The sequence below is a fragment of the Brevibacterium aurantiacum genome (assembly GCF_003932995.1).
Taxonomy (GTDB): Bacteria; Actinomycetota; Actinomycetes; order Actinomycetales; family Brevibacteriaceae; genus Brevibacterium; species Brevibacterium aurantiacum.
This window is the reverse complement of the sequence record NZ_CP025333.1, coordinates 3,043,087-3,064,388: the sequence shown is the minus strand read 5'-3', so window position 1 is coordinate 3,064,388 and position 21,302 is coordinate 3,043,087. Positions and strand designations below refer to the sequence as shown.

The following is a 21,302-nucleotide window of genomic DNA, read 5'->3' as shown; positions in this document are numbered from 1 at the left end:
CGGCGATTAGCATGGGGCTATGCGACCCAGACTTTCCATCATCGCTGCCACCGCTGTGCTCGTTCTGACCGGCTGCTCCGGCGGAACGTCAGACCCTCAATCGGAGAAGACCGGGGGAGCAGGTGCGCCGCAATCGGCGCAGAAGGCTGAATCTGCCCAGGCCGCCGATCCAGCCGATATCAGCCCCGAGGACTTCGCGGACGAGGCCAAGAAGATCGTTGACTCGTTCTCCGACGATGAACTCGCTGGGTCCCTCATCATCGGCACCTGGTCGGGCACCGACACGCAGACCGGTGTCAATCTGCTTGAGAACAACAACCTCGGCGGGGTCATCGTCATGGCCGACAATCTGCCCGAGAATCCGACGCCTGACCAGGTCAAGGGCGTCACCGAGGCGATCAACGGGGCCCGCTCGAAGGGGCAGCCCGTGTCGATCGGCGTCGATCAGGAGGGCGGCCCGGTCTCGCGGCTGAGCACCGGGGCACTGCCGTTCCCTCCGCTCATGGCACTCTCGGCCGCCGGGGATCCGGAGCTGACACAGACCGCGACGAAGGTGCAGGGCCAGAATCTCACCGACCTGGGCTTCACGATCGATTTCGCCCCCGATGCCGATGTCACCACCGGAGCCAAGGACGTGGCCATCAACGTGCGCTCGGCCGGTGATGATCACAAGGAGGTCGCCGAGGTCGTCGCTGACGCCGCGACCGGGTACCACCTCGGCGGTGTTGCCAGTTCAGCGAAGCACTTCCCCGGACACGGTCGTCTGCACGTCGATTCGCACGAGAGCCTTCCGGTGTCGAAGAAGAGCATCAAGGAACTCGAGGACACGGATCTGCTGCCGTTCAAATCAGCCGTCGAAGCCGGCATCCCGATGGTGATGATGGGACACATCGGCCTGCCGGACGCGAAGACGACTCCTGCGACACTGAACAAGAAGGCCTACCAGGCACTGCGTGACACGCTCGACTTCGACGGAGTCATCATCACCGACGCCCTCAACATGAAGGCCGTCGACCAGAACCAGAGCGGCAAAGAGACCGTCAAGGCACTGTCCGCCGGTGCCGACTTGGCACTGATGCCGCCCGATTCCGCCGCCGCCCAGCAGGCCGTGGTCACAGCTTTGGGCGACGGTGAGCTGAAGAAGGATGAGCTGAAGGAGAAGGCCGAACGCGTGGTCGCGATGCAGCTGGCCACGGCCGAGACGCAGAAGGCGATCGACGGCGACGACTCCGAGGACCCGCAGAAGGTGCTCACCGAGGTAGCCGAGAAATCGCTGACGGTGCTGAAGGGCGAATGCTCGTTCGAAGGCACCGACTCGATCTCGATCGTCGGCGGTGGCGAGAAGGAGAAGACCGCGCTGACGAAGGCGGCGAAGGATGCGGGACTCAAGGTCGGCTCAGGTGGTACGAGCGTGAGTCTGAGCCCGAGCACCTCCGCCGAGGTGGCGGTGGGCACCGCTGCTCCGTGGACGATGCGCAATACCTCGGCAAAATCTGCGGTCACCGCCTATGACAGCAACCCCAATGCTCTGCAGGCCGTGGCGAAATGGCTGAAGGGCGATCTCAGCGCCTCGGGCTCACTGCCCGTCGAATACGAGGGCAGCGACGCGGCGCCTGACTGCAGCTGACAGGTAGCAGAGGGCATGCAAAAACTCCCCGTCTGGCTCGAGGACCGTCGAGTCAGGCGGGGAGTTTCTGTGTGAACTAGATCAGAGAACGCGGATGAAGGTGACGTTGCCCATCCAGCTGTAGCTGCGCTTCGAGGTGCCTGAACCTGGTGAACCGGCATCGTACATCTGTCCGTCACCGGCGTAGATGCCGACGTGGCCTGGGTGCCAGATGAGGTCACCGGGCTTGGCCTCCGACTGGGAGACGACCTTGCCAGCGGCCTTCTGAGCGCCCGAGCTGCGAGGCAGGTTCACGCCGACCTTGCTGTAGACCCACGAGGTGTAACCGGAGCAGTCCCAGCCGCTCTGCGAAGTTCCACCGTAAACATATGGAGTGCCGACGCCCTTGGCAGCCCAGCCCATGACCTGCTCGGCCTTCGAGCCGTCGATCGAACCGGCATCGCCGGACCCGGAGTCCTTGCTCTCGCCCTTGTCGCCGCCCTCGCTCTTGTCCTTGTCACCGGAATCCGAGGAGCTGGTGTTCGCATCATCGTCGGAGTCGTCGGCAACCGGCTCTGTGTCCGGTTCAGGGGCCGGAGCCTCTTCTTCGACGGTCTCAACAGGCTTGGGCTCTGGCTTCGGCTTCGGTTTGGGAGCGGCCTCAGCGGTGACGGTCTCGACATCGGCGCCGAATGATGCGCCCTTCTTTCCGTCCTTGGATGACGATTCTGCGCCGGCATCGACTGTCGCAGTCTGGTTCTTGAACTCAACCTGCTTGTGGTTCTCGGCTTCGGCGGAGACTGAGGCCTTGTCGTCGGCTTCCTGTCCTGCTGCCGGAAGAACGGCTGCTGTCAGCAGTCCACCGCTGGCAGCGACAACGGCTGCACGGCGTCCGAAGACGGCGGAGTTGGCGTTCAGGATGTCGGTCAGTTCGGTCAGTGGTGTCTTGACCTTGGCTTCTGCGGCGCGGCGGCCATGCTTCTTAGTTGCCACGTTTTCCTCTCGTCACCTATTGGAAGGATCCCAACCGCCACTGTGGTCCGTAGTGATTTCACATCGAGTGTGGCGTGCGGTTCTCGGTGTGAAGTCGGCACTCTCGTGACCGACCTTCACAACTGTAACCAATCAGTGATCTAATGTCACGTTTTCGTTACATTTGTGGAGAATTTGTTGTGACAGTTTATAAACGTGCAGGTCAGAAGCCTGTTCAAGGTCAAAGTTTTTGTAACAGTTGCGCTCTTTCGGGTCGATTTCCCGCAGTACTATGACTCATCTCTCGTCATGCTCGACGGGCTTATATAACGAATCGAGATGAAAGGCAGGTCAAAAATGACAGTTTTGCTACGTGATTCGCGGCGTCTTCGGCTAGCCCTGCGGATCATGTCAGCAGCTTCGTGACCAGGGATCTCGCACGTACCCGGGAGGAACTGCGAACGACGAACGGTCGGCAAGTTCGCCTCGAAATTTCTGCTGAGATCGAGGTGAACTTGCCGACCGTTGGTGATGAACTGCTAATCGCGAACGCTGCTTGCAGCTGCTGCGGTTGTCAGGCTCCGGTTGCGACCGGGCGGGCGGGGTCGGAGGACCAGCCGGACCAGCTGGCCGGGTAGAGGCTCGACTCGACGCCGAGGCTCGCCAGCACCAGAGCATTGTGGCAGGCGCTGACGCCCGAGCCGCAGTAGACGCCCACAGGCTGGTCGAGTGCGCCGAGGGATGAGAAGCGCGAGCGCAGGGCTTCCTCATCGAGGAACTTGCCATCTGCAGTGTTCTCGCTGGCAGGCGCGCTCTTGGCCCCGGGAATGTGGCCGGCCTTGGCGTCGAGCGGTTCGGTCTCTCCGCGGAAGCGTTCGCCGGCCCGAGCGTCAAGCAGAACACCTGTCCACGCGGACGCGGCGTCGGCGTCGATGACGGGCATCGAGTCTGGAGTGATCGTCACAGTGCTCGGCTGCACGGGCTCGCTGGGACCAGTTGCCAGCTCGCCGCCGGCAGCGACGAAGGCGTTCAGTCCTCCGTCGAGGACGCGTGCCGTCATCCCCGCCCATTGCAGCAGCCACCAGGCACGGGCGGCTCCCTGACCGGAGTTGTCGTCATAGACGACGACCTCGGTGAGCTGGTCGATGCCCCACGCCCGCACCTGCTCCTGGAATGCCTCGGCAGACGGCAGCGGGTGCCGGCCTGCGGTGGGGCCAGTCTCGGAGTGTGCGGCGAGTTCCGTGTCGAGGTCGACGTAGACGGCTCCGGGAATGTGACCGGCGGCGAAGTCATCGCGACCATCGGGCTTCTGCAGCCTCCAGCGCACGTCGAGCAGCCTGGGTGTGGATCCGTCATCGGCGAGGCGAGCGAGAAGTTCGTCGGCGGTGATGAGAACGTCGGAGCGGTTCATGGGGATTCTCCTAGTGGGGTCGGGTGAAGGGAATTCAGCAGGGTTGGGACGGTTCAGCAGGGCTGAGTCAGGAGGACGACATGGCGGTCGCCGAGGCGGGTGAAGACCAGTGTCGCCTTGTCTCCTGCCGGCAGCTTGAGCTGACGCCTGACCTGGTCAGGAACAATATCAGCTCCACGCTTCTTGATCACGACCTTGCCGATGCCGCGGCTGATGAGGGCCTTGCGCAGGCTGGGAATCTTCGCCGGCAGCACATCGGTGACCTCATAGGATGTGACCCCGGCCGAAGCAGGGCCTGTGGGTTCGACATCGGTGGTCAGGTAGGCGATCTTCGGGTGGACTCGGCGAGCCTGCAGCGGTCCGCACAGTGCAGTGACGAGTCCGGCGCGCACGATCGCCCCGTCGGGTTCGAGGAGGTACTGGCCGAGTTCGCCGACACCCTCCTCATCCTCGGCAGGCAGATCATCTTCGTGGACGAGAAGGGTGCGGTCACCCATCACGAGGGCGCTGCGGCCGGGGCGCTGCCGGGCGGTTCCGAAATAGAGGCAGACCTCGACGACCTCGCCTGCGTGGGAGACCCACTGCGCCTCTGCTTCGTCGGGGATGAGGGAGTGGTCGAGTGCGGGTCCGAGTTTGACCCCTGCAGCCTTCGCCGCGATCGCCTTGTCGATGACCCAGGACAGAGAAGGGGAGAAGTCCTCGGGGTCGAAGATGCGTGCGGTGGACCCGCTCTTGGATCCCTTCCCGACCGTGCGGCGGGCCGGGTCGAACCACAGGGCGTCGAAATCGGTGGTGTCGATGTCTTCGGCCCGGGCATGCTCGACGCTGGCATTGGCCAGGTGGCGGAGGTTGAAGCTGGCGATGGCGGCCGTAACCTCGTCCGCGTCGACGGCCGTGACCTGGGCGCCCATTCCAGCGAAGGCGAAGGAATCGGCGCCGATCCCACAACCCAGATCCGCGATCGTGGGCGCTGAATCTGCCGATTCGCCGGTGTCGTCGGCGTCGCCGCCGGTGTCCTTGCCCTCGCCGAGGAGGCGGCGGGCATGGTGAGCGGCGACGGGCAGTCGTGTGGCTTGGGCGAGCCCATCGCGGGTGAACAGCATGTCCTCGGCGAATGGGCCGAGTTTCTTCACGGCGTCCTTACGCAGCTGTGCCTGGGTGAGCAGGCCGGCCGTAACCTCGGCGGAGTAGCCTTCCTTGCGCAGTGCCGAGGAGCGGGCAAGCTCATCCGCAGGCAGGTCCTCGATCCGGTCGAGCCGGTCGAGGACGGAGACGTCGAGGAGTTCGGTGAGAGTCTGCGGATCCATACCGTTCACCCTATCGTCCTGGCGTCGGTGCTCTGACTGCGCTGGTTCGTCGGGTGACTGCAATGGCACGTCGAGTGTCTGTGTTGCCTCGTCGAGTGCCTGTCATGCTCAGGCAGCTGCCGTGCGATGTTGCAGGACTATAAGGAATAGGCGACAGGAGTGTTCGGTGATTGTGCCTGCGAATGAGTGCGGTAAGTTGTTGGCTGTGACGTTATTGACCGCACGCGACATTCGCGAAATCGCCGCCGACATCGGTCTGCGCCCGACTAAGCAGAAGGGGCAGAACTTCGTCATCGACCCCAATACCGTGCGCTCGATCGTCGCGTCCGCGAAGCTGCAGGGACACAGCAGTGTCGTCGAGATCGGACCCGGTCTGGGGTCGCTGACCCTGGGTCTGCTGGAGGCCGGGCACGATGTCACCGCCGTCGAAATCGACGAGGTCCTGGCGCAGCGACTGCCCGCAACGGTGAAGAAGTACGGACACACGGACGACGCTGCCGAGGGAGCCGCGAACTTCGAGCTCGTCAATGCCGATGCCCTCAGAGTCACCGAACTGCCGACCGCCCCCGAGGCACTGGTCGCGAACCTGCCCTACAACGTTGCGGTCCCGGTGCTGCTGCATTTCCTCGAGATCTTCCCGAGCCTGAAGTCAGTGCTCGTCATGGTCCAGCTCGAGGTCGCCGAACGACTCGCCGCCGGCCCCGGCTCCCGCACCTACGGTGTGCCCAGCGTCAAGGCCCAGTGGTACGGCGACGTCACTCTGGCCGGACGCATCGGCAAGAACGTGTTCTGGCCGGCCCCGAACATCGACTCCGGACTCGTCCACATCGACGTGACCCGCACTCAGCGGGACCTGCAGCAGCGCCGTCGCCTATTCAGCGTCGTCGACGCGGCCTTCGCCCAACGTCGCAAGACTCTCCGTGCGGCACTGGCCACTTGGGCCGGCAGCCCCCAGCAGGCTGAAGAGTACCTGCGCGCCGCCGGAATCGATCCCAAAACACGAGGTGAGGCCCTCGGCGTCGCCGATTTCGAGCGCCTCGCCGCAGCCGGGGCCGCACCAGGCAGCCCGGACGCTCACGAAAGCCCGGACACACACGAAAGTCCACAGCCATGAGCGCACAGCTGCACTCGTGCCCGAGAACCCAGACACCGGTGAAGGTGCAGGCACCGGGGAAGATCAACGTTCACCTCGGTGTCGGTGGAGCAGGCGCGGACGGATATCACGAACTCGCGACGGTCTTCCAGGCACTCAACCTCAACGAGACCCTGACCCTCATTCCCGGGGGCAGCTCCTCGATCGTCGTCGGCGGCCGGTACGTAGACGCCGAGGTTCCTCAGGACGAGTCGAACTTCGCTCGCAAAGCCATCAACCTGCTCATCGCAGCCCTCGAAGATGACCGTGACGTCGACGTGCTGCGTGACCTCGACATCGTCATCGACAAACAGGTGCCCGTCGCCGGCGGCATGGGAGGCGGATCGGCCGACGCAGCCGCGGCACTGGTCGGAGCGGCCCACCTCATCGGGGGAGTGGAAGAGTCGATCCTTCAGGAGTGCGCGGTCGCCGTCGGCGCCGATGTCGCGTTCCTCCTCCACGGCGGAACTGCGATCGGTCACGGACGCGGGGAGAAGCTCAGCCCCGTCCTCACCCGCGGATCATTCCACTGGGTCATGGCCACCTCGGCGGGGCAGCTGTCGACCCCGGCGATGTACGCACGGTTCGACGAACTCACGCCCGACCCCGAGCCTGCCGTCGTGCCCGCCGAGGTGCTCACGGCGCTCGCCGCCGGTGACCCGGACACCCTGGCCACGGCCGCCGCGAACGACCTCACCGATGCCGCAATATCGGCCATGCCCGAACTCGCCGAGGTGATGGAAGCCGGCCGCGACGCCGGTGCACTCCTGCCCCTGCTCAGCGGTTCCGGTCCGACGATCGGCTTCCTCGCCCGCGACGCCCACCACGCCCTCGACCTCGCCGTCCTGCTCCAAGCCACGCGAGGAGTCAAGGAAGCGCTGCGAACCACGGGACCCGCCCCCGGCGCCCACGTCATCGAATCGCACTGATGGCTGGAGCGAAGGGTCCGAGCACGGGAGCTGCCGGCGGCAACCTCCACGAGAGCCTGCTCAACTCGGTGGGCACGGACATCGTCACCGGTGACCTGGCACCGGGAACGGTCATCAGGGCCGAAGAGCTGCGCGTGCGCTACGAGGTCTCACTGTCGGTGGTGCGCGAAGTCGTGCGGGTCCTGGAATCCCTGGGGATGGTCAAGCCGATTCGTCGCCTGGGTCTGGTGATTCTGTCCATGGAGGAATGGACCATCCTCGACCCACTGATCGTGCGGTGGCGAATGGCGGCAACCCCGGCACTGCAGCTGCGCTCGCTGACGGAGCTGCGAGTCGCCATCGAACCGCAGGCAGCATACCTCGCGGCCATCCATGCCTCAGCCGATGTGGCCGAGGAGATCATGCGGTTGGCCGCCAGAATGCGCGCCAGCGGAAGCAAAGGCGATGTCGAAGCGGTGCTGGAGGTCGACATCGCCTACCACCGTGCAGTCCTGAGAGCCGGCGGCAATGAGCTCTTCGCCTCTTTCGACACAGTCGTCGCCGAGATCCTGCGAGGTCGCACGCACGCCGGACTGATGCCGAAATTCCCTCATCCGGATGCGCTGCAATGGCACTTCGATGTTGCCGACGCCATCGGCAACGGCGACCCCGAGCGCGCTCATGCTGCGATGACGAAAATGATGGATCGAGCATTCACCGAGATGGAAGACGCCTGGGAGGGCCAACCCCGCCTGAAGACGTACTGATCAGAACGTGAGACGCACTGATCAGAACGCGCTGACAACTCCGTAGAGGGCGAGGCTGAGGGCGAAGCCGACGAGGCCCTGAATGGTCTGAGCCACGGTCCAGGTCTTCAGCGTGGTCTTCGTGTCCATGCCGAAGAACCTGGAGACCAGCCAGAAGCCTGAATCGTTGACATGGCTGGCCACCACGGAGCCTGCGGCCAGGGACAGGACGATGGCGACGACCTGCAGGCTCGAGAAGTCCGGGTTGCCGACGACGACCGGCTGCATGAGAGCCGCAGCAGTTGTGAGCGCGACCGTGGCCGAGCCTTGGACGATGCGCACGATCGCTGCGATGACGAATCCGGCCACGATGACTGGTAGTCCCAGAGTCGCCAGGGAGTCGGCGATGGAATCACCGATCCCGCTGGCTCGCAGCACACCGCCGAACATGCCGCCGGCTCCGGTGATGAGGATGATCGAGCAGACAGGGCCCAGTGCCGAGTCGACGATGTTCTCGACCATGCTGCTGCCCTTCTTCTTGCGCCATCCCAGCAGCCACATGGCCGCCAGCACGGTGATGAGCAGGGCGATCGGAGTTTCCCCGAGCATCCGCAGCGAGGTGATGAGAGTGGATTCGGCGTCGACCCAGCCGGCCTCACCGGCGAAGTTCAGGCCGGTGTTGAGGAAGATGAGCACGAGCGGCAGGGCAAGCAGGACGAGGACCGTTGAGAGCTTGGGTGAGGACCTGAAGTCGGCGAACTCCTCGGCCGGGTCATGGGCCAGGAGCGACGGGACGGGGACATTGACGCGTTTGCCGATGAAGAGCCCGAACAGATACCCACACAGGTACCAGGTCGGCACGGCGATGATGAGACCGCAGATGAGGACGAGTCCGACATTCGCGCCCAGAAGTCCGGATGCGGCCACGGGACCAGGGTGCGGCGGGACGAAGATGTGCATGGCCGAGAAAGCGATTGCCGAGGGCATGGCGTAGAGAAGCAGAGAGCCGCCGAGGCGCTTGGCCACGGTGAAGATGATCGGCAGCATGACGACCAGGCCGGCATCGAAGAAGATCGGGAACCCGAACAGCAGCGAGGTCAGCCCCAAGGCCAATGGCGCACGCTTCTCTCCGAAGGCTCTGATGAGTGCGTCCGTGAGCACCTGCGCCCCACCGGAGAGTTCAAGCATCCTGCCGAGCATGGCGCCGAGCCCCACGAGGAGTGCGACGCTGGCCAATGTGGATCCGAATCCGTCGTACATGACCGGCACCAGATCGCCGGGGCTGATCCCTGCGGCCAGGGCGGTGAGCACGCTGACCACGACAAGCGCGATGAAGGCGTGAAGTCTGAAACGGATGATGAGGATGAGCAGCACCGCGATGGCTGCTGCGGCGATGCCGAGCAGCGCCGGGGCTGACAGCGTCCAGTTGAGTTCGATCTCGGTCACAATTTCCTCTTCCTTGAGGTTCGACAGCGCTCAGGTGGCAGCCGATGGCGGTCAGATTGGAGTGGGCGGTGGTCGGGTGGCATGAGGCTCGGGTCAGCTGCCCTGGGGGAGGCGTTCGATGATGTATCGACTCACCTCGTCGGGGGACAGGTCGATGGGCGCGAGGAAATGTGCTTCCTCGACGGCGAGTGGTTCCAGAGTCTCCAGCTGCGAGTCGACGAGCGTCGGCGACATGAACTCGTGTGAACGCCGCGCGAGATGTTCGACGATGATCTCGCGGTCCCCGGTGAGATGGACGAAGAAGGTGGCAGGTGCCTGCGCTCGCAGATAGTCCCGATAGCTGCGCCGCAGCGCGGAACAGGCGACGACAGGCGGCGGAGTCGCGATCAGCTCGCTCGCCACCGACTTCAGCCACGGCCAACGATCCTCATCGTCGAGGGGGACTCCGGAACGCATCTTGTCTTTGTTGTCCTGGCTGTGGAGATCATCGGCGTCGACGAAGACGGCTCCGAGCTCTGCAGCCAAGCGACGGCCGATCAGGGTCTTTCCCGTGCCGGACACCCCCATGATGACAAGCGGGGGAAGGTCCATATCAACCGGCCTCTCGTAAAAATATGATGACATTGCTAAACTGCACTCATTAAATCAGATTTATAGAAATCTAAATGAGACATGTGGAACTGTCAACTGCTGCGAGAACTTGGCAGCTGCGACATTTCACCGTCACTGGCAGCCACTGCTGGCGGCTATTGCTGGCAACCGACGCTGGCAGCCATGACCAGCAGCCACGAGGAAGAGGATTGGGTATGACCGCAGAAGTGGGCGTGATCGGCACCGGAGTGATGGGCTCGAACCTCGCACGAAACCTCGCACGAAACCTGGCCGCTCGGTCCGGCGCACGAGTCGCTGTCTACGACCGCGATGTCGACCGCGCTCAGGCACTGGCAGTCGAACATCCCGACGCGGAATTCCTCGTCGCCTCCTCGCCGGCGGATCTGGCCAGCAAGCTCTCAGGCCCACGCGTGGCGATCCTCATGGTCAATGCGGGCGCGGCAACGGACTCGGCGATCAGCGATCTGGTCGAGGTCTTCGAGCCTGGCGACGTCATCGTCGACGGCGGAAACTCGCTGTTCACCGACACGATTGCTCGTGGTGAGGCCGTGAGGCAGGCCGGAATCGAGTTCGTCGGGGTCGGCATCTCCGGGGGAGAGGTCGGTGCCCTCGAAGGGCCGTCGATGATGGTCGGCGGCACCGAATCCGCGTGGTCGAGGCTGCGACCGATCCTCGAACCCATCGCCGCACGCGCCGCAACCGGTGACGCACGTGCCGAGTCCAGCGACGGAAACGGCGCACCGGCGGATCGCGCACAAATTGACCAGGAATCGTGCATCGCCCATGTGGGCACCGATGGGGCCGGTCACTTCGTCAAGATGATCCACAACGGGATCGAATACGCCGACATGCAGCTCATCGCCGAGGCCTTCGCGCTGCTGAGAAGCAGGCTCGGCCTTACTCCGTCCGAGATCGCCGAGGTCTTCAGGGAATGGAACCGCGGAGAACTCGAGTCCTACCTCATCGAAATCACCGCCGAGGTCCTCGATCACACCGATGCGGCCACAGGAAAGCCGTTCGTCGACGTCATCGCCGACTCTGCCGGGGCGAAGGGGACCGGCGGGTGGACCGTGAAGACCGGCCTCGATCTGGGTGTGCCTGTGGCCACCATCGCCGAGGCGGTCTCGGCCAGGTCCCTGTCCTCGGTATCCGTACTGCGTTCCTCCGGGACGGCGTTGGACGGTCCATCGAGCACCACCTCGGCGGATGACGACGCTGCCGCCACCTCGGCGCCGGTCGACCGTGACACGGTCATCGAAACCGTGCGACAAGCGCTGTTCACGGGAAAGATCCTCGCCTATGTGCAGGGCTTCCACGAGATCGCCGCAGGAGCACAGGAGTACGGCTGGAAGACTGAACTCGGAGAAGTCGCCAGAATCTGGAGGGCGGGCTGCATCATCCGCGCCAGATTCCTCGACCGGATCACGGAAGCCTTCGACGCCGATCCGAATCTGAGCTCACTGCTGGCCGATCCGTATTTCCAGGATTCCCTCAATGCCGGGCAGCAGGCTCTGCGGGATACGGTCGCCGACGCGGCCTCGGCCGGCGTGCCGATTCCGGCCCTGGCCTCGGCGCTGTCGTACTTCGACGGCATCCGCACCTCCCGGTCCTCGGCAGCGCTGGTGCAGGGGCAGCGAGACTTCTTCGGGTCCCACACCTACGGGCGCGCAGATCGAGCGGGAACCTTCCACACCCTGTGGTCGGGTGACCGCAGCGAAGTGCAGCTGTGAAGGGCGACGTCTCTGCAATTGCGCGGTAGTGGCCCAAACCACGTGAACATGGCAATGTGGGAGGCATGACTTTGCCACACGAAGATGTTGACCCAGACGGCCTGCTCGAATACTCGGTGGTCTTCACCGACCGATCACTGAACCACATGTCGGGTCGATTTGTATCCGTCATGCAGGACATCAACCGCGTCCTGCGCGAAGCCTATGACGCGCACAGCGTGGCCATCGTACCCGGTGGTGGCAGCTACGCCATGGAATCCGTGGCCAGGCAGCTCGCGACCGGCAAGAAATGCCTCGTGGTCCGCAACGGGCTCTTCTCCTTCCGCTGGTCACAGATCCTCGACGCCGGATCCATTGCCAGCGAGACGACGGTGCTCAAGGCGTCCCCGAGCAGCGACGAGCACCAGTCGGCCTGGTCGCCGGCACCCATCGCCGAGGTGGTCTCCGCCATCGAGTCCGAACGCCCAGCAGTCGTGTTCGCACCCCACGTCGAAACCGCCTCCGGAATGCTGCTGCCCGACGACTACGTGCGCCAGATCAGCGACGCGGTCCACAGCGTGGGCGGTGTCTTCGTCCTCGACTGCATCGCCTCCGGTGCAGTGTGGGCCTCGCAGACGGATCTGGGTGTCGACGTCCTCATCAGCGCTCCGCAGAAGGGGTGGAGCGGTTCACCCTGCGCAGGATACGTCATGCTCAGCGAAGCAGGCCGCGCCGCCGTTCAGGATTCCACGTCGACGAGCTTCGCGATGGACCTCAAGAAGTGGCTGTTCATCGCCGACGAGTACGAAGAGGGTCGGGCGCCGTACCACGCGACGATGCCCACCGATTCGCTGGCACACAATGCCGCCATCATGCTGGAGACCGAGCAGCTCGGCTTCGATAAGCTCTCGGCGGCACAGTTCGAACTCGGCGACCGGGTCCGCAAGGTCTTCGCCGAGCGCGGGCTGCCCTCTGTCGCGACACCGGAGTTCGCCTCGCCCAGCGTGGTCGTCGTCCACACGGACAACCCGAAGCTGGCCACCGGCGCACAGTTCAAGGAAGCCGGCGTGCAGATCGCTGCCGGTGTTCCCCTGCAGTGCGACGAGCCCGAGGACTTCTCGACCTTCCGCATCGGTCTCTTCGGTCTCGACAAGCTCGGCGACATCGACGGCACGATCACCCGTCTCGAAACCGCGCTCGATTCGATCGGCGTGACGCCGCAGTCGTGATCGAACACCGACCGCGCAGGACTGTCGTGGTGAATTCTAAAGAGCTGGCGTGAGCTCGGCGCTGCCGGAAGTCGCCCTCAGAATCCGAGAGGATGAAGACAGCATTGCTGATCTTGCAGCCTCTCGGATCTACGGCGAGCTGGCAACCTACGTGGGGGTACCACGAGATGAACTGCTTGCCTCGGTGAGGACAAATGCCCGCCGCGCCGTAGACGTCTTGATCTCTCGGCAGATTCCCGCAGTCTCAGAGAATGCCGAGCACAGGGCGACTACACGTGCGCGGATTGACGAGAACGTGCCCATTGAGGACATAATACGGGCTTACCGAATCAGCTTGAGCGCCACGCACGAGTCGTTTATCTCAAAGGCCACAGCTGCCGGTCTTGATCCCCAGAACACGCTGGATGGGGCCACACTGCTGTGGCGTCTCGGTGATTGGTTCACCGCCGGCGCCGCGGCAGAGTACCGCTACCGAGCGGGCACTGAAGCGATGAAGCAGTCATTTGAAATCGGTTCATTGGTGCGTAAGTTGACGACAGATTCCGTCATTGACGACGACACCAGGCAGCGGGCGAAGAAATACGATGTGGACATCGATGGAGTCTATGCTGTTGCGGCCATCCCGGCCGCTGGCCATGACGTAGAGAAGATCATCCGTGATGTGAAGTCGTCGGGTTCGACAGCTCGAGCCCAGGCTCTGGTTGCGCAGATCGACCTTCGAGTTGTCGCCATCGTTGCTCGAACCCCGACCGTGACAGTTTCGGACGTGCCCTTAGCGATCGGCCCGTTCGGACCACTGGTGCACCTTGTCAGGTCGGCGCGAATCTGTGAGCAGGTCTGGAAGCTGGCACGCAAAGAGCCGTCAGGGATTCACAGTATGGAATCGTATGCCTGGAAGCTGGCCGTACCGGACTCCACGGATATCAATGAATATCTGATCCACCGGTACATAAGTCCTCTCCGTCCGGCCACAGCCGCTGGCCGAGACATGCTGGAAACACTTCGTACATGGCTGAGAGCATCGTCGTCTGTGAGGCAGACTTCGAAAGAACTGAACGTGCATGAGAACACTGTCAGATACCGTCTGCAGAAGTTCAGCGATCTGACTGGAGGCTTCGAGCACGGAATCGATGAGCTATTCGGATTGCGGTGGGCGTTGGAGGCATACGACAGCGGATTCGCTGCAAACACGGACCCCACTGATTGATTTATAGAGTTTTCTCTAACTCTGACCGTGAAACTTCGGAGACTTCGACGTATCAGCTCAATGGGGTACCTGCAATGATTGTGACCATCAACAAGTTCACAAGACGTCAACGATGACAGTGGAGCCACAGAATGACCGCGATTTCGCAGAGTCCGTACCTATCCGCAGACACCTTCTCACTGCTCTGGGACAACACCGTGGCGCAGCACAGTGCACGGCTGTTCCTCAGGTTTCGTGACGACGACGGAGCTATCTCCGAATGGACTTATGGCGAATTCTCCAGCATCGTCGACAGGGTCACAGGCACACTCGATGAATACGGCGTTGATGCTGGAGATTCGGTGCATCTGTGTCTGAAGAATTGTCCAGCATTCGTCGCACTCTGGTTGGCCATCGCGAAGATCGGTGCGTGGATGGTTCCATCCGACCCCGCCGCATCGTCACGAGACATCGCCTCGCAGGTCGGTCGCGTCACGCCAGCCCTCGGCATCTGCAGCAGTGAAAGAGCCGCCGACTATCGAGCCGGCGCGCAATCGCAGGTCACGATGCCAATCATCGAACTTGGCGAGTCCTCGGCAGACTTTTCCGCAGGAGGTGCACTGATAGGCAACACTTCGGCCTCGGCGCTTGAACTGACGCATGATCCCATAGATCGCTTGGCAGTCATGTTCACCTCAGGCACGACTTCACAGCCTAAAGGTGTGGTGCTGACTCAGGGAAACTATCTCAATGTCGCGACGGTGATGGCCGAGGCTGCTGCGCTGGAGCCACATCATCGGTGGTTCGTGACCCTGCCGCTCTTCCATGCGAATGCGCAGTACTATTGTTTCGCCTCGGCGATCAGGGTGGGGGCATCGGTCGCCATGACGGCGAGCTTTTCTGCCAGTCGTTGGGTTGAGCAGGCCAGAGAACTTGAGGTCACTCACGCCAGTCTGTTTGCTGCTCCGATTCGGATGATTCTGGCGCGCACGCCAGGTGCCATGGAGCCTCTCAAACTCGAACATGTCTGGTACGCGCAGAATCTTGCACCTGCTCATCATCAGGAATTCGGTCAACTGACAGGGGTGCTGCCCAGACAGCTATATGGCATGACAGAGACGATCGCGATAGTCTCATACGATCGTTCGCAGCCTCCCCGGCCAGACCGGATCGGTCGTCCTCTGCCAGGTCGAGATGTGAAGTTGCTTGACCCTGTGACTCGGGACGAGGTCACAGGGGAAGCGCCCGGAATGATTGCTGTGGCAGGTACCCGCGGCAAGGACCTGTTTCTCGAATACCTTGACGATACGGTCACGACGTCTCGGAGTTTTCTGACTGACGACTCAGGCATCGAATGGCTGTTGACCGGTGATCTGGCGAAATCGGACGAGATCGGGGATCTGTCATTCGTCGGCAGGGTCGACGACGTAGTCAAGGTTTCGGGGGAGAACGTGAGCCTGACCGAAGTGGAAGCCGTGATTGCTCAGGCGCCAGGTGTCTTGGAAGCCGCTGTCATCGCCGCTCCGGATCCGATACGAGATTTCGTTCCGCACGCTTATGTTGTCGCGCGGAGTGGTGCGAAAGAACTCGACATCGACAGTTTGTCGACCTGGGCTGAGCAGAATCTAGCGCCCTCGGCTCGTCCTCGGGAATGGCACATTATTGATGAACTCCCACGCACAAGCGTGGGCAAGATCCGCCGGTTCAAGATCGGCGCCTCCGAGTCCTGAGAGTCACGGGCTTGTCGAGCCGAGCTCGGCTCCGACTCGTCCCAGCAGATGATTGCAGCAATTCCGCGTTATGGCCCAATGTCATGACGTTCCTCGTTGACGCAGCGACGCGTCTGAGAAAGGTAGAACCATGCGCGAAATCGAGATACAGGAAGTCAGCGGCCAACGCCGAAAGAGAGCGTTCGCCGGTGCCGTGACCGGGCACGTCATCGAGTGGTACGACTATGGAATATACGGGTTCTTGGCCGTGTACATGGGGCAGTTATTCTTTGCCTCCGAGAACCCGACGGTGTCCCTGCTGAGCAGCTTTGCCGTATTTGCCCTGAGTTTCTTCATCCGACCCCTCGGCGGGTTGTTCTTCGGGCCCATGGCGGACAAGATTGGCCGGAAGCAGACTCTGCTGATCGTCCTGATACTCATGGCCGGATCCACCTGTTGTATCGGGCTCCTGCCGACTTATAGCACTATCGGTGTCGCAGCACCGATCCTTCTGATTCTCCTCCGTTGCATCCAAGGCTTTTCGGCAGGAGGGGAGATCGGGACTGTGACCAGCTTTATCGCCGAATACGCCGGGTCGGGCAAGCGAGGTCATTCGACAAGTTGGCTCATGACAACAGCCGTCCTGGGGCTCCTTCTGGGGAGCCTCGTTGCGAACGGGCTATCAGCCATCATCGGTACGGAGTCGATGCTCGCATGGGCGTGGAGGCTTCCGTTCCTGTTTGCAGGTGTGCTGGGGCTGGTCGCGATCTACATTCGGCTGAAGCTCGAAGACAGCCCTGAGTTCCAAGCGATAGTAGCCGCAGGGGAGAGCTCAAAGGCGCCTTTGCGCGAAACACTGTCCTGGATGCGCGCAATCATGCTGGTGTTCTGCATCATTACAGTCCATGCGTCGATTTTCTACCTCGTGCTCACATATGCATCGACCTTCATCAGCGAGATTCTGCAGTTCTCGGGGTCCGTGCGCTTCTGGTTCGTCATCGTTGCATGTCTGCTGTCAGCAGCCGTCATGCCGATCGGCGGAGTGATGTCAGATCGGTGGGGACGGAAGCCGATACTGCTGACTTCGGGAGTCGCCGCTACTGGGTCGATGCTGTGGTTCTTCCTGGCGGCTCCTGGAGCCACGCCAGTGAGCTTCTTCTTCCCGCTCATGGCCTGCGCTCTTTCATTCGGATTCTATGCGTCGTCCACCTATGCAACGATGACGGAGTTGCTGCCAACGAGGATCCGGTCGACAGGGATTGCTGTTGCGTACAATTTGCCGGTAGCTCTCTTCGGCGGAAGTGCTCCCCTGATTGCTGCATGGTTCATCTCCACAACTGGAGATATCACAGCACCTTGGTACTTCTTTGTTGCGACCGGCCTAATTTCGCTGATCGCGCTTTTGGTCCTGCGGCAGGAAGACTTCGAAAAGGCTGAGCAAGTTCAGACAGTCCCTGCGGACGAGGACAGTCTGCTGCACAAGGCAGACACCTGAACAGCGTATCGCCGCGTTGGCGGTCCTTCTGAGGTAGCCACTTGGCTGCACCACGCACCAGGAGCGCTGAAACATCTCGTTGCAACGGGGTGTTTCAGCGCTCCTGGTGTGCAATGAGGGGGCGAATCGTTCCCAGTGCGCAGCGGGCCCACAAACGCACAGGTCTCACAAATAGACTGTGGCAATGACTCAGAGAGAGCAGCGTCAGCGACTAGGGACGAATGACTTCGACCTCGAAGACGAATTGGTCGATGAGGCAACAGCGACCGTGGTCACAGGGGCAAAGCGCCTGAACCGGAAGTGGCCGGAGCTCGTTGTGACCGGGTTCTTCGGCGGTGTCGACGTGGGCCTGGGTATCCTGGCGATGATTCTGGTCAAGCAGGCGACGGGGTCAGACGTGCTGGCCGGTCTTGCCTTCGGCATTGGTCTGCTGGCGCTGAGGCTTGCCCACTCAGAGCTGTTCACCGAAGAGTTTCTGCTGCCCATCAATGCCGTGATCGCGGGTCAGGCCAATGTTCTTCAGGTAGTCCGCCTGTGGGCGGTGACCCTGGTGACCAACCTCGTCGGGGGTCTCGCCTTTGCCGGGCTGATGGTTCTGGCGCTTCCTGACTACCACTCGACGATGATCGACACGGCCATGAAGTACATCGACCAACCATCCTTGGTGGTGATGATCGCGCTGTCGCTCTTGGCCGGTGCCACCGTCACCTTGTCCACCCGGATGTCACAGGGCACCTCGAACGACGTCGTCCTCGCCATCGTCAGCATGGCATCGGGTCTGCTGCTCATCGGCCTCGGCATGCTCCACGGTGCCCTCAACGCGATCGTCATCTTCGCGGCCATGTTGGCCGGGGCGGATATCTCGATGCTGGATCTGCTGAAATGGTTTGGAATCGTCATCCCGTTCAACATGCTCGGCGGGCTGCTGCTCATCACTCTGCCCCGGGTGGTTCGGACCTATCGTGTGCTTCGAGCATTGCGCAAGGGCACGGTTTCCCTCGAAGATCTCGAGACGCAGCCCAGCTAGGCGATGGCCGGCGACCGCCGCTGATTGCCTACCTCAGGCGGTGGAGCCGAGCGCGACGACGTTGTCGGCGAGGCGTTCGTTGTCTCCGTACATGAAGTGGTTCTTCATATTCTCCGAGAACCGGCTGGCATCGGTGGTCAGTCCGACCGCCTCGGCGACCTCACGGATGTGCATCGGAGTCGCGCCGCAGCACACGCCGATGTAGTTGACGCCCAGGTCGTGGACTTCCTTCGCGAAGGCACCGATCTCGTAGCGATTCGTCTGCAGCGGATCGAGAGCCGTGGGGAAGGTGCGACCGTGAGGGGAAGCCACCTCGGCGCGGGGGTCTGAGAGGTTGAAGAACGTGGGCTCATCCTTGGTCGTGCGGTAGGGGATGGGCAGGGCACCGACGTGGCAGGACACGGCCGAGCGGATCTCCTTCAGCCACGGCAGCATCGTGGCGGGCCCGCGGAAGCAGTTGAGGCCGACGACGTCGACGCCCAGCTGTTCGAGCTTCTGCGCGGTCTCGACGATGCCGACGCCATCGGCCATCTCCTGGAAGGCCATGGGGGCGAGGGTGAGGACGACAGGCAGCCCGCTGGCCTTGGCGATCTCGGCCGCGGCGATGGCCTCGCCGGCGAAGTAGAAGGTCTCACCGATGATGAGATCAGCACCCTCGTCGACGGCCCAGCCCACCATCTCGGTGAACATCGACCGCACCTCGGCCTGACGGTCCGGATTCTCGGGATCCCAGATGTTTGAGTTCGAGATGTTTCCGGCCATGAAGTTTCCGGGCTTGGCGTCGGCGACGCCGCGGGCGATCTGTAGTGCGGAGCGGTTGAGCGGTTCGAGCAGATCCTCTTTGCCGATGACCCGCATCTTCTCGCGGTGTCCGTTGTAGGTGAAGGCCTCGACGATATCCGAGCCGGCACGCTGGAAGTCCACGTGCAGAGAACGAAGGGCGTCGGGGAATTCGAGCGCGACCTCGGGCACGAACTCCCCAGCAGACAGGTAGCCGCGTTTTTCGAGTTCGAACAGGAATCCTTCGGCGCAGATCACAGGACCGGCGTCGAGGCGTTGGGTCAGAGCATTGGTAGTCATGGGCGCTCTCCGTAATGAAGATAGAGGACAGGCGATTGAACGCGCTCAGGTTGAGCACCCAAGCTCCCCGCATAATAGTCACTCGCGTCGATGTGGTCGACGTCACAATGACATAAAGAAGTCATATGACGATCGGAGTCACCGTCAGCGACTCCAAGGCTCGCTGCCGAGGTCTGCCACCGATGTCTGCAGCCGACACCAGCCACCGAGGCAACGGGTTACGAGGAGGCCTTGTCCGAGTGCTTTCCCGGCTTCGCGCGCAACGACGTAAACGGTGTGAGCAGCAGGCGGGTCACGGTCGAGGAGTACCAGCGCAGGCCTCTCTCGAACGGGCCCCAGGACAGCAGGTAGGTGGCGAGCAGCGCCAGGACGAGACACAGGAGGAAGATCATCGGAGCGTTGAGCACGTCCTCGATGTCCCTGAGCCAGGGCTGGAGACCGCGGACGACGAATCCGTGGAGGACGTAGACCGCGAGGCTGTTTCGACCGATCTTGGCAATGATCGTGTCCTTGTCACCGACCCACATGAGAAGCATCAACGGCATGAGCAGGGCCCCGATGTCGACGATGAGGCGGATGCCGATGCCCTCGGGAATGCTGACGTCGAAGTGGGCGAAGTTGAGGCTGCCGTAGAACCACTTGTAGTAGACCTCATCGAGGTAGAAGTAGCCGACCGCGCCGAAGGCGGCCGCCGTGAAGAACAGCTTCTGCCAGATGTGCAGGCTCCCGGCCCAGTCCAGAATCTGCTTGCCGTAGAGCTTGCCGATGACGAAGAAGGGCCAGAAGATCATCGATCGTGAGGCCGAGAGCTCCATATCGAGTACCGGCAGAATGCCGCCGAAGAGCCCCACCACCACCGAGGTGACGAGGAGTGTGCGTGGGAATCGTTCGATGAAGGGCACAGTGATGATCCAGCAGGCCATCGAGAGCAGAAACCACGTGTACCAGAACGGGGTGAGGAGATCGTAGTCGGGATTGAGGTCGAAGACCCACATCCATCCCCACAGCAGAGGCAGGACGGTGAACAGCAGCACCAGGAATGTCAGGACGCGTTCGGGCAGCCTCGTCGACTTCGCTGTGATGCCGGCCAGGAAGACGAAGGCCGGCATGTGGAACGAATAGATGAGGTACATCGGCGCACGGAGGACATCGTCATCCCATGGTGAAGTCCGGGCCAGCAGGTGGCCGAGGACGACGGTGAAGATGAGGATGCCTTTGGCGCGGTCCAGTCTGTGATCTCGTGTGGGCACCCAGCCACGATAGCTCGCTGGAGCCCGAAGCATAAAGGTCACGCGCCGGAGTCAGGCGGAATGGAGGGTGTGTTCGGCCCGGACTGAGTCCTTTGTGCGGTGTGGAAGCAGCCGTTCGTTCAGCTCGCGCACGCCACGCAGGTCGGTGCGTAGGGACGGATCTCGAGCCGGACCTCGGGGATGGGATTTCCGCAGTTGGTGCAGATTCCGAAGGTGCCGTCATCGAGTCTCTGCTCCGCCTCGGCGATGGAGGTCAGACGTTCCTGAGACTGACGCAGCAGAGTTTCTGCCTGCGAGCGTTCGAAGGCCAGCGTCGACCCCTCAGGGTCATGTTCGTCGTCGCTGTTGTCGCCCTCGCGTGCCGCCGCGAGATCCTTGATGTCCGATGACAGAGACGCGATGAGCCTCCGGGTCTCAGATTCTTCGCTGCGCAGGAGCTCCCGCACCCGATCCGAGTCGACCATCAGCCCTCCTCGC

General features: G+C 62.5%; 18 protein-coding genes. 10 read left to right on the top strand and 8 right to left on the bottom strand.

Annotation, left to right across the window (positions count from 1 at the left end):
- Positions 1-19 precede the first annotated feature (19 nt).
- Entirely contained in the window at positions 20-1,627 is a 1,608-nt protein-coding gene (locus tag CXR25_RS14200; RefSeq protein WP_096162353.1) for a glycoside hydrolase family 3 N-terminal domain-containing protein, read from the top strand.
- Between the two features lie 81 nt (positions 1,628-1,708).
- Here the strand turns inward: CXR25_RS14200 and CXR25_RS14195 are convergent, their stop codons facing one another.
- The 3 genes from CXR25_RS14195 to CXR25_RS14185 all read right to left on the bottom strand — a co-directional run bounded on the left by CXR25_RS14195 (position 1,709) and on the right by CXR25_RS14185 (position 5,296).
- Positions 1,709-2,599, bottom strand: a complete 891-nt coding sequence (locus CXR25_RS14195) for a C40 family peptidase (protein WP_125178271.1) — start codon at positions 2,597-2,599, stop codon at positions 1,709-1,711.
- Positions 2,600-3,152: 553 nt separating this feature from the next.
- A complete protein-coding gene (locus CXR25_RS14190) occupies positions 3,153-3,989 on the bottom strand; it encodes a sulfurtransferase (protein WP_096157362.1) in 837 nt (278 codons plus the stop codon).
- A gap of 53 nt (positions 3,990-4,042) precedes the next feature.
- Complete coding sequence (locus tag CXR25_RS14185) at positions 4,043-5,296, bottom strand: class I SAM-dependent methyltransferase (RefSeq protein WP_096145995.1); 1,254 nt, start codon at positions 5,294-5,296, stop codon at positions 4,043-4,045.
- Between the two features lie 205 nt (positions 5,297-5,501).
- Here CXR25_RS14185 and rsmA point away from each other — a divergent pair, with 205 nt between their 5' ends.
- The 3 genes from rsmA to CXR25_RS14170 are packed head-to-tail and all read left to right on the top strand — an operon-like array spanning position 5,502 to position 8,103.
- On the top strand, positions 5,502-6,410 hold the full coding sequence (gene rsmA / locus CXR25_RS14180; protein ID WP_096145996.1) for a 16S rRNA (adenine(1518)-N(6)/adenine(1519)-N(6))-dimethyltransferase RsmA: 909 nt from the start codon (positions 5,502-5,504) through the stop codon (positions 6,408-6,410).
- Positions 6,407-7,357, top strand: coding sequence for a 4-(cytidine 5'-diphospho)-2-C-methyl-D-erythritol kinase (locus tag CXR25_RS14175; RefSeq protein ID WP_125178270.1), 951 nt, complete (start codon positions 6,407-6,409; stop codon positions 7,355-7,357). The genes rsmA and CXR25_RS14175 overlap by 4 nt, the downstream gene beginning before the upstream one ends.
- Positions 7,357-8,103, top strand: a complete 747-nt coding sequence (locus CXR25_RS14170; RefSeq protein ID WP_069600669.1) for a FadR/GntR family transcriptional regulator — start codon at positions 7,357-7,359, stop codon at positions 8,101-8,103. Before CXR25_RS14175 ends, CXR25_RS14170 begins: the two co-directional genes overlap by 1 nt.
- A gap of 21 nt (positions 8,104-8,124) precedes the next feature.
- On the opposite strand, the gene CXR25_RS14165 is transcribed toward CXR25_RS14170, so the two are convergent.
- Together CXR25_RS14165 and CXR25_RS14160 are read right to left on the bottom strand one after the other, a co-directional pair.
- The gene (locus CXR25_RS14165) at positions 8,125-9,528 is read right to left on the bottom strand and encodes a GntP family permease (RefSeq protein WP_180959216.1); all 1,404 of its coding nucleotides are present in this window, start codon (positions 9,526-9,528) and stop codon (positions 8,125-8,127) included.
- A gap of 93 nt (positions 9,529-9,621) precedes the next feature.
- Positions 9,622-10,119 carry a gluconokinase gene (locus CXR25_RS14160; RefSeq protein WP_009883907.1) on the bottom strand — a complete coding sequence of 166 codons (498 nt, stop codon included), beginning with the start codon at positions 10,117-10,119 and terminating at the stop codon, positions 9,622-9,624.
- A 215-nt stretch (positions 10,120-10,334) separates the two neighbouring features.
- On the opposite strand from CXR25_RS14160, the gene gndA reads away from it, so the two are divergent.
- The 6 genes from gndA to CXR25_RS14130 all read left to right on the top strand — a co-directional run bounded on the left by gndA (position 10,335) and on the right by CXR25_RS14130 (position 18,495).
- On the top strand, positions 10,335-11,870 hold the full coding sequence (gene gndA / locus CXR25_RS14155) for an NADP-dependent phosphogluconate dehydrogenase (RefSeq protein WP_096145998.1): 1,536 nt from the start codon (positions 10,335-10,337) through the stop codon (positions 11,868-11,870).
- Positions 11,871-11,935: 65 nt separating this feature from the next.
- On the top strand, positions 11,936-13,078 hold the full coding sequence (locus CXR25_RS14150; protein ID WP_069600666.1) for a pyridoxal-phosphate-dependent aminotransferase family protein: 1,143 nt from the start codon (positions 11,936-11,938) through the stop codon (positions 13,076-13,078).
- A gap of 49 nt (positions 13,079-13,127) precedes the next feature.
- Positions 13,128-14,285, top strand: a complete 1,158-nt coding sequence (locus CXR25_RS14145) for a PucR family transcriptional regulator (protein ID WP_096168003.1) — start codon at positions 13,128-13,130, stop codon at positions 14,283-14,285.
- 131 nt (positions 14,286-14,416) lie between these two features.
- Positions 14,417-15,994 carry a class I adenylate-forming enzyme family protein gene (locus CXR25_RS14140; protein WP_096168007.1) on the top strand — a complete coding sequence of 526 codons (1,578 nt, stop codon included), beginning with the start codon at positions 14,417-14,419 and terminating at the stop codon, positions 15,992-15,994.
- Between the two features lie 130 nt (positions 15,995-16,124).
- Positions 16,125-17,468 carry an MFS transporter gene (locus tag CXR25_RS14135; protein WP_101583403.1) on the top strand — a complete coding sequence of 448 codons (1,344 nt, stop codon included), beginning with the start codon at positions 16,125-16,127 and terminating at the stop codon, positions 17,466-17,468.
- Between the two features lie 184 nt (positions 17,469-17,652).
- The gene (locus CXR25_RS14130) at positions 17,653-18,495 is read left to right on the top strand and encodes a formate/nitrite transporter family protein (RefSeq protein WP_101583404.1); all 843 of its coding nucleotides are present in this window, start codon (positions 17,653-17,655) and stop codon (positions 18,493-18,495) included.
- Positions 18,496-18,528: 33 nt separating this feature from the next.
- On the opposite strand, the gene CXR25_RS14125 is transcribed toward CXR25_RS14130, so the two are convergent.
- The 3 genes from CXR25_RS14125 to CXR25_RS14115 form a co-directional block, all read right to left on the bottom strand.
- Positions 18,529-19,575: a homocysteine S-methyltransferase family protein gene (locus CXR25_RS14125; RefSeq protein ID WP_125240711.1), complete on the bottom strand. Its 1,047-nt coding sequence runs from the start codon at positions 19,573-19,575 to the stop codon at positions 18,529-18,531.
- A gap of 218 nt (positions 19,576-19,793) precedes the next feature.
- The gene (locus CXR25_RS14120) at positions 19,794-20,825 is read right to left on the bottom strand and encodes an acyltransferase family protein (RefSeq protein ID WP_125240710.1); all 1,032 of its coding nucleotides are present in this window, start codon (positions 20,823-20,825) and stop codon (positions 19,794-19,796) included.
- A gap of 119 nt (positions 20,826-20,944) precedes the next feature.
- Positions 20,945-21,289 carry a TraR/DksA family transcriptional regulator gene (locus tag CXR25_RS14115; RefSeq protein ID WP_096146002.1) on the bottom strand — a complete coding sequence of 115 codons (345 nt, stop codon included), beginning with the start codon at positions 21,287-21,289 and terminating at the stop codon, positions 20,945-20,947.
- Positions 21,290-21,302 lie beyond the last annotated feature (13 nt).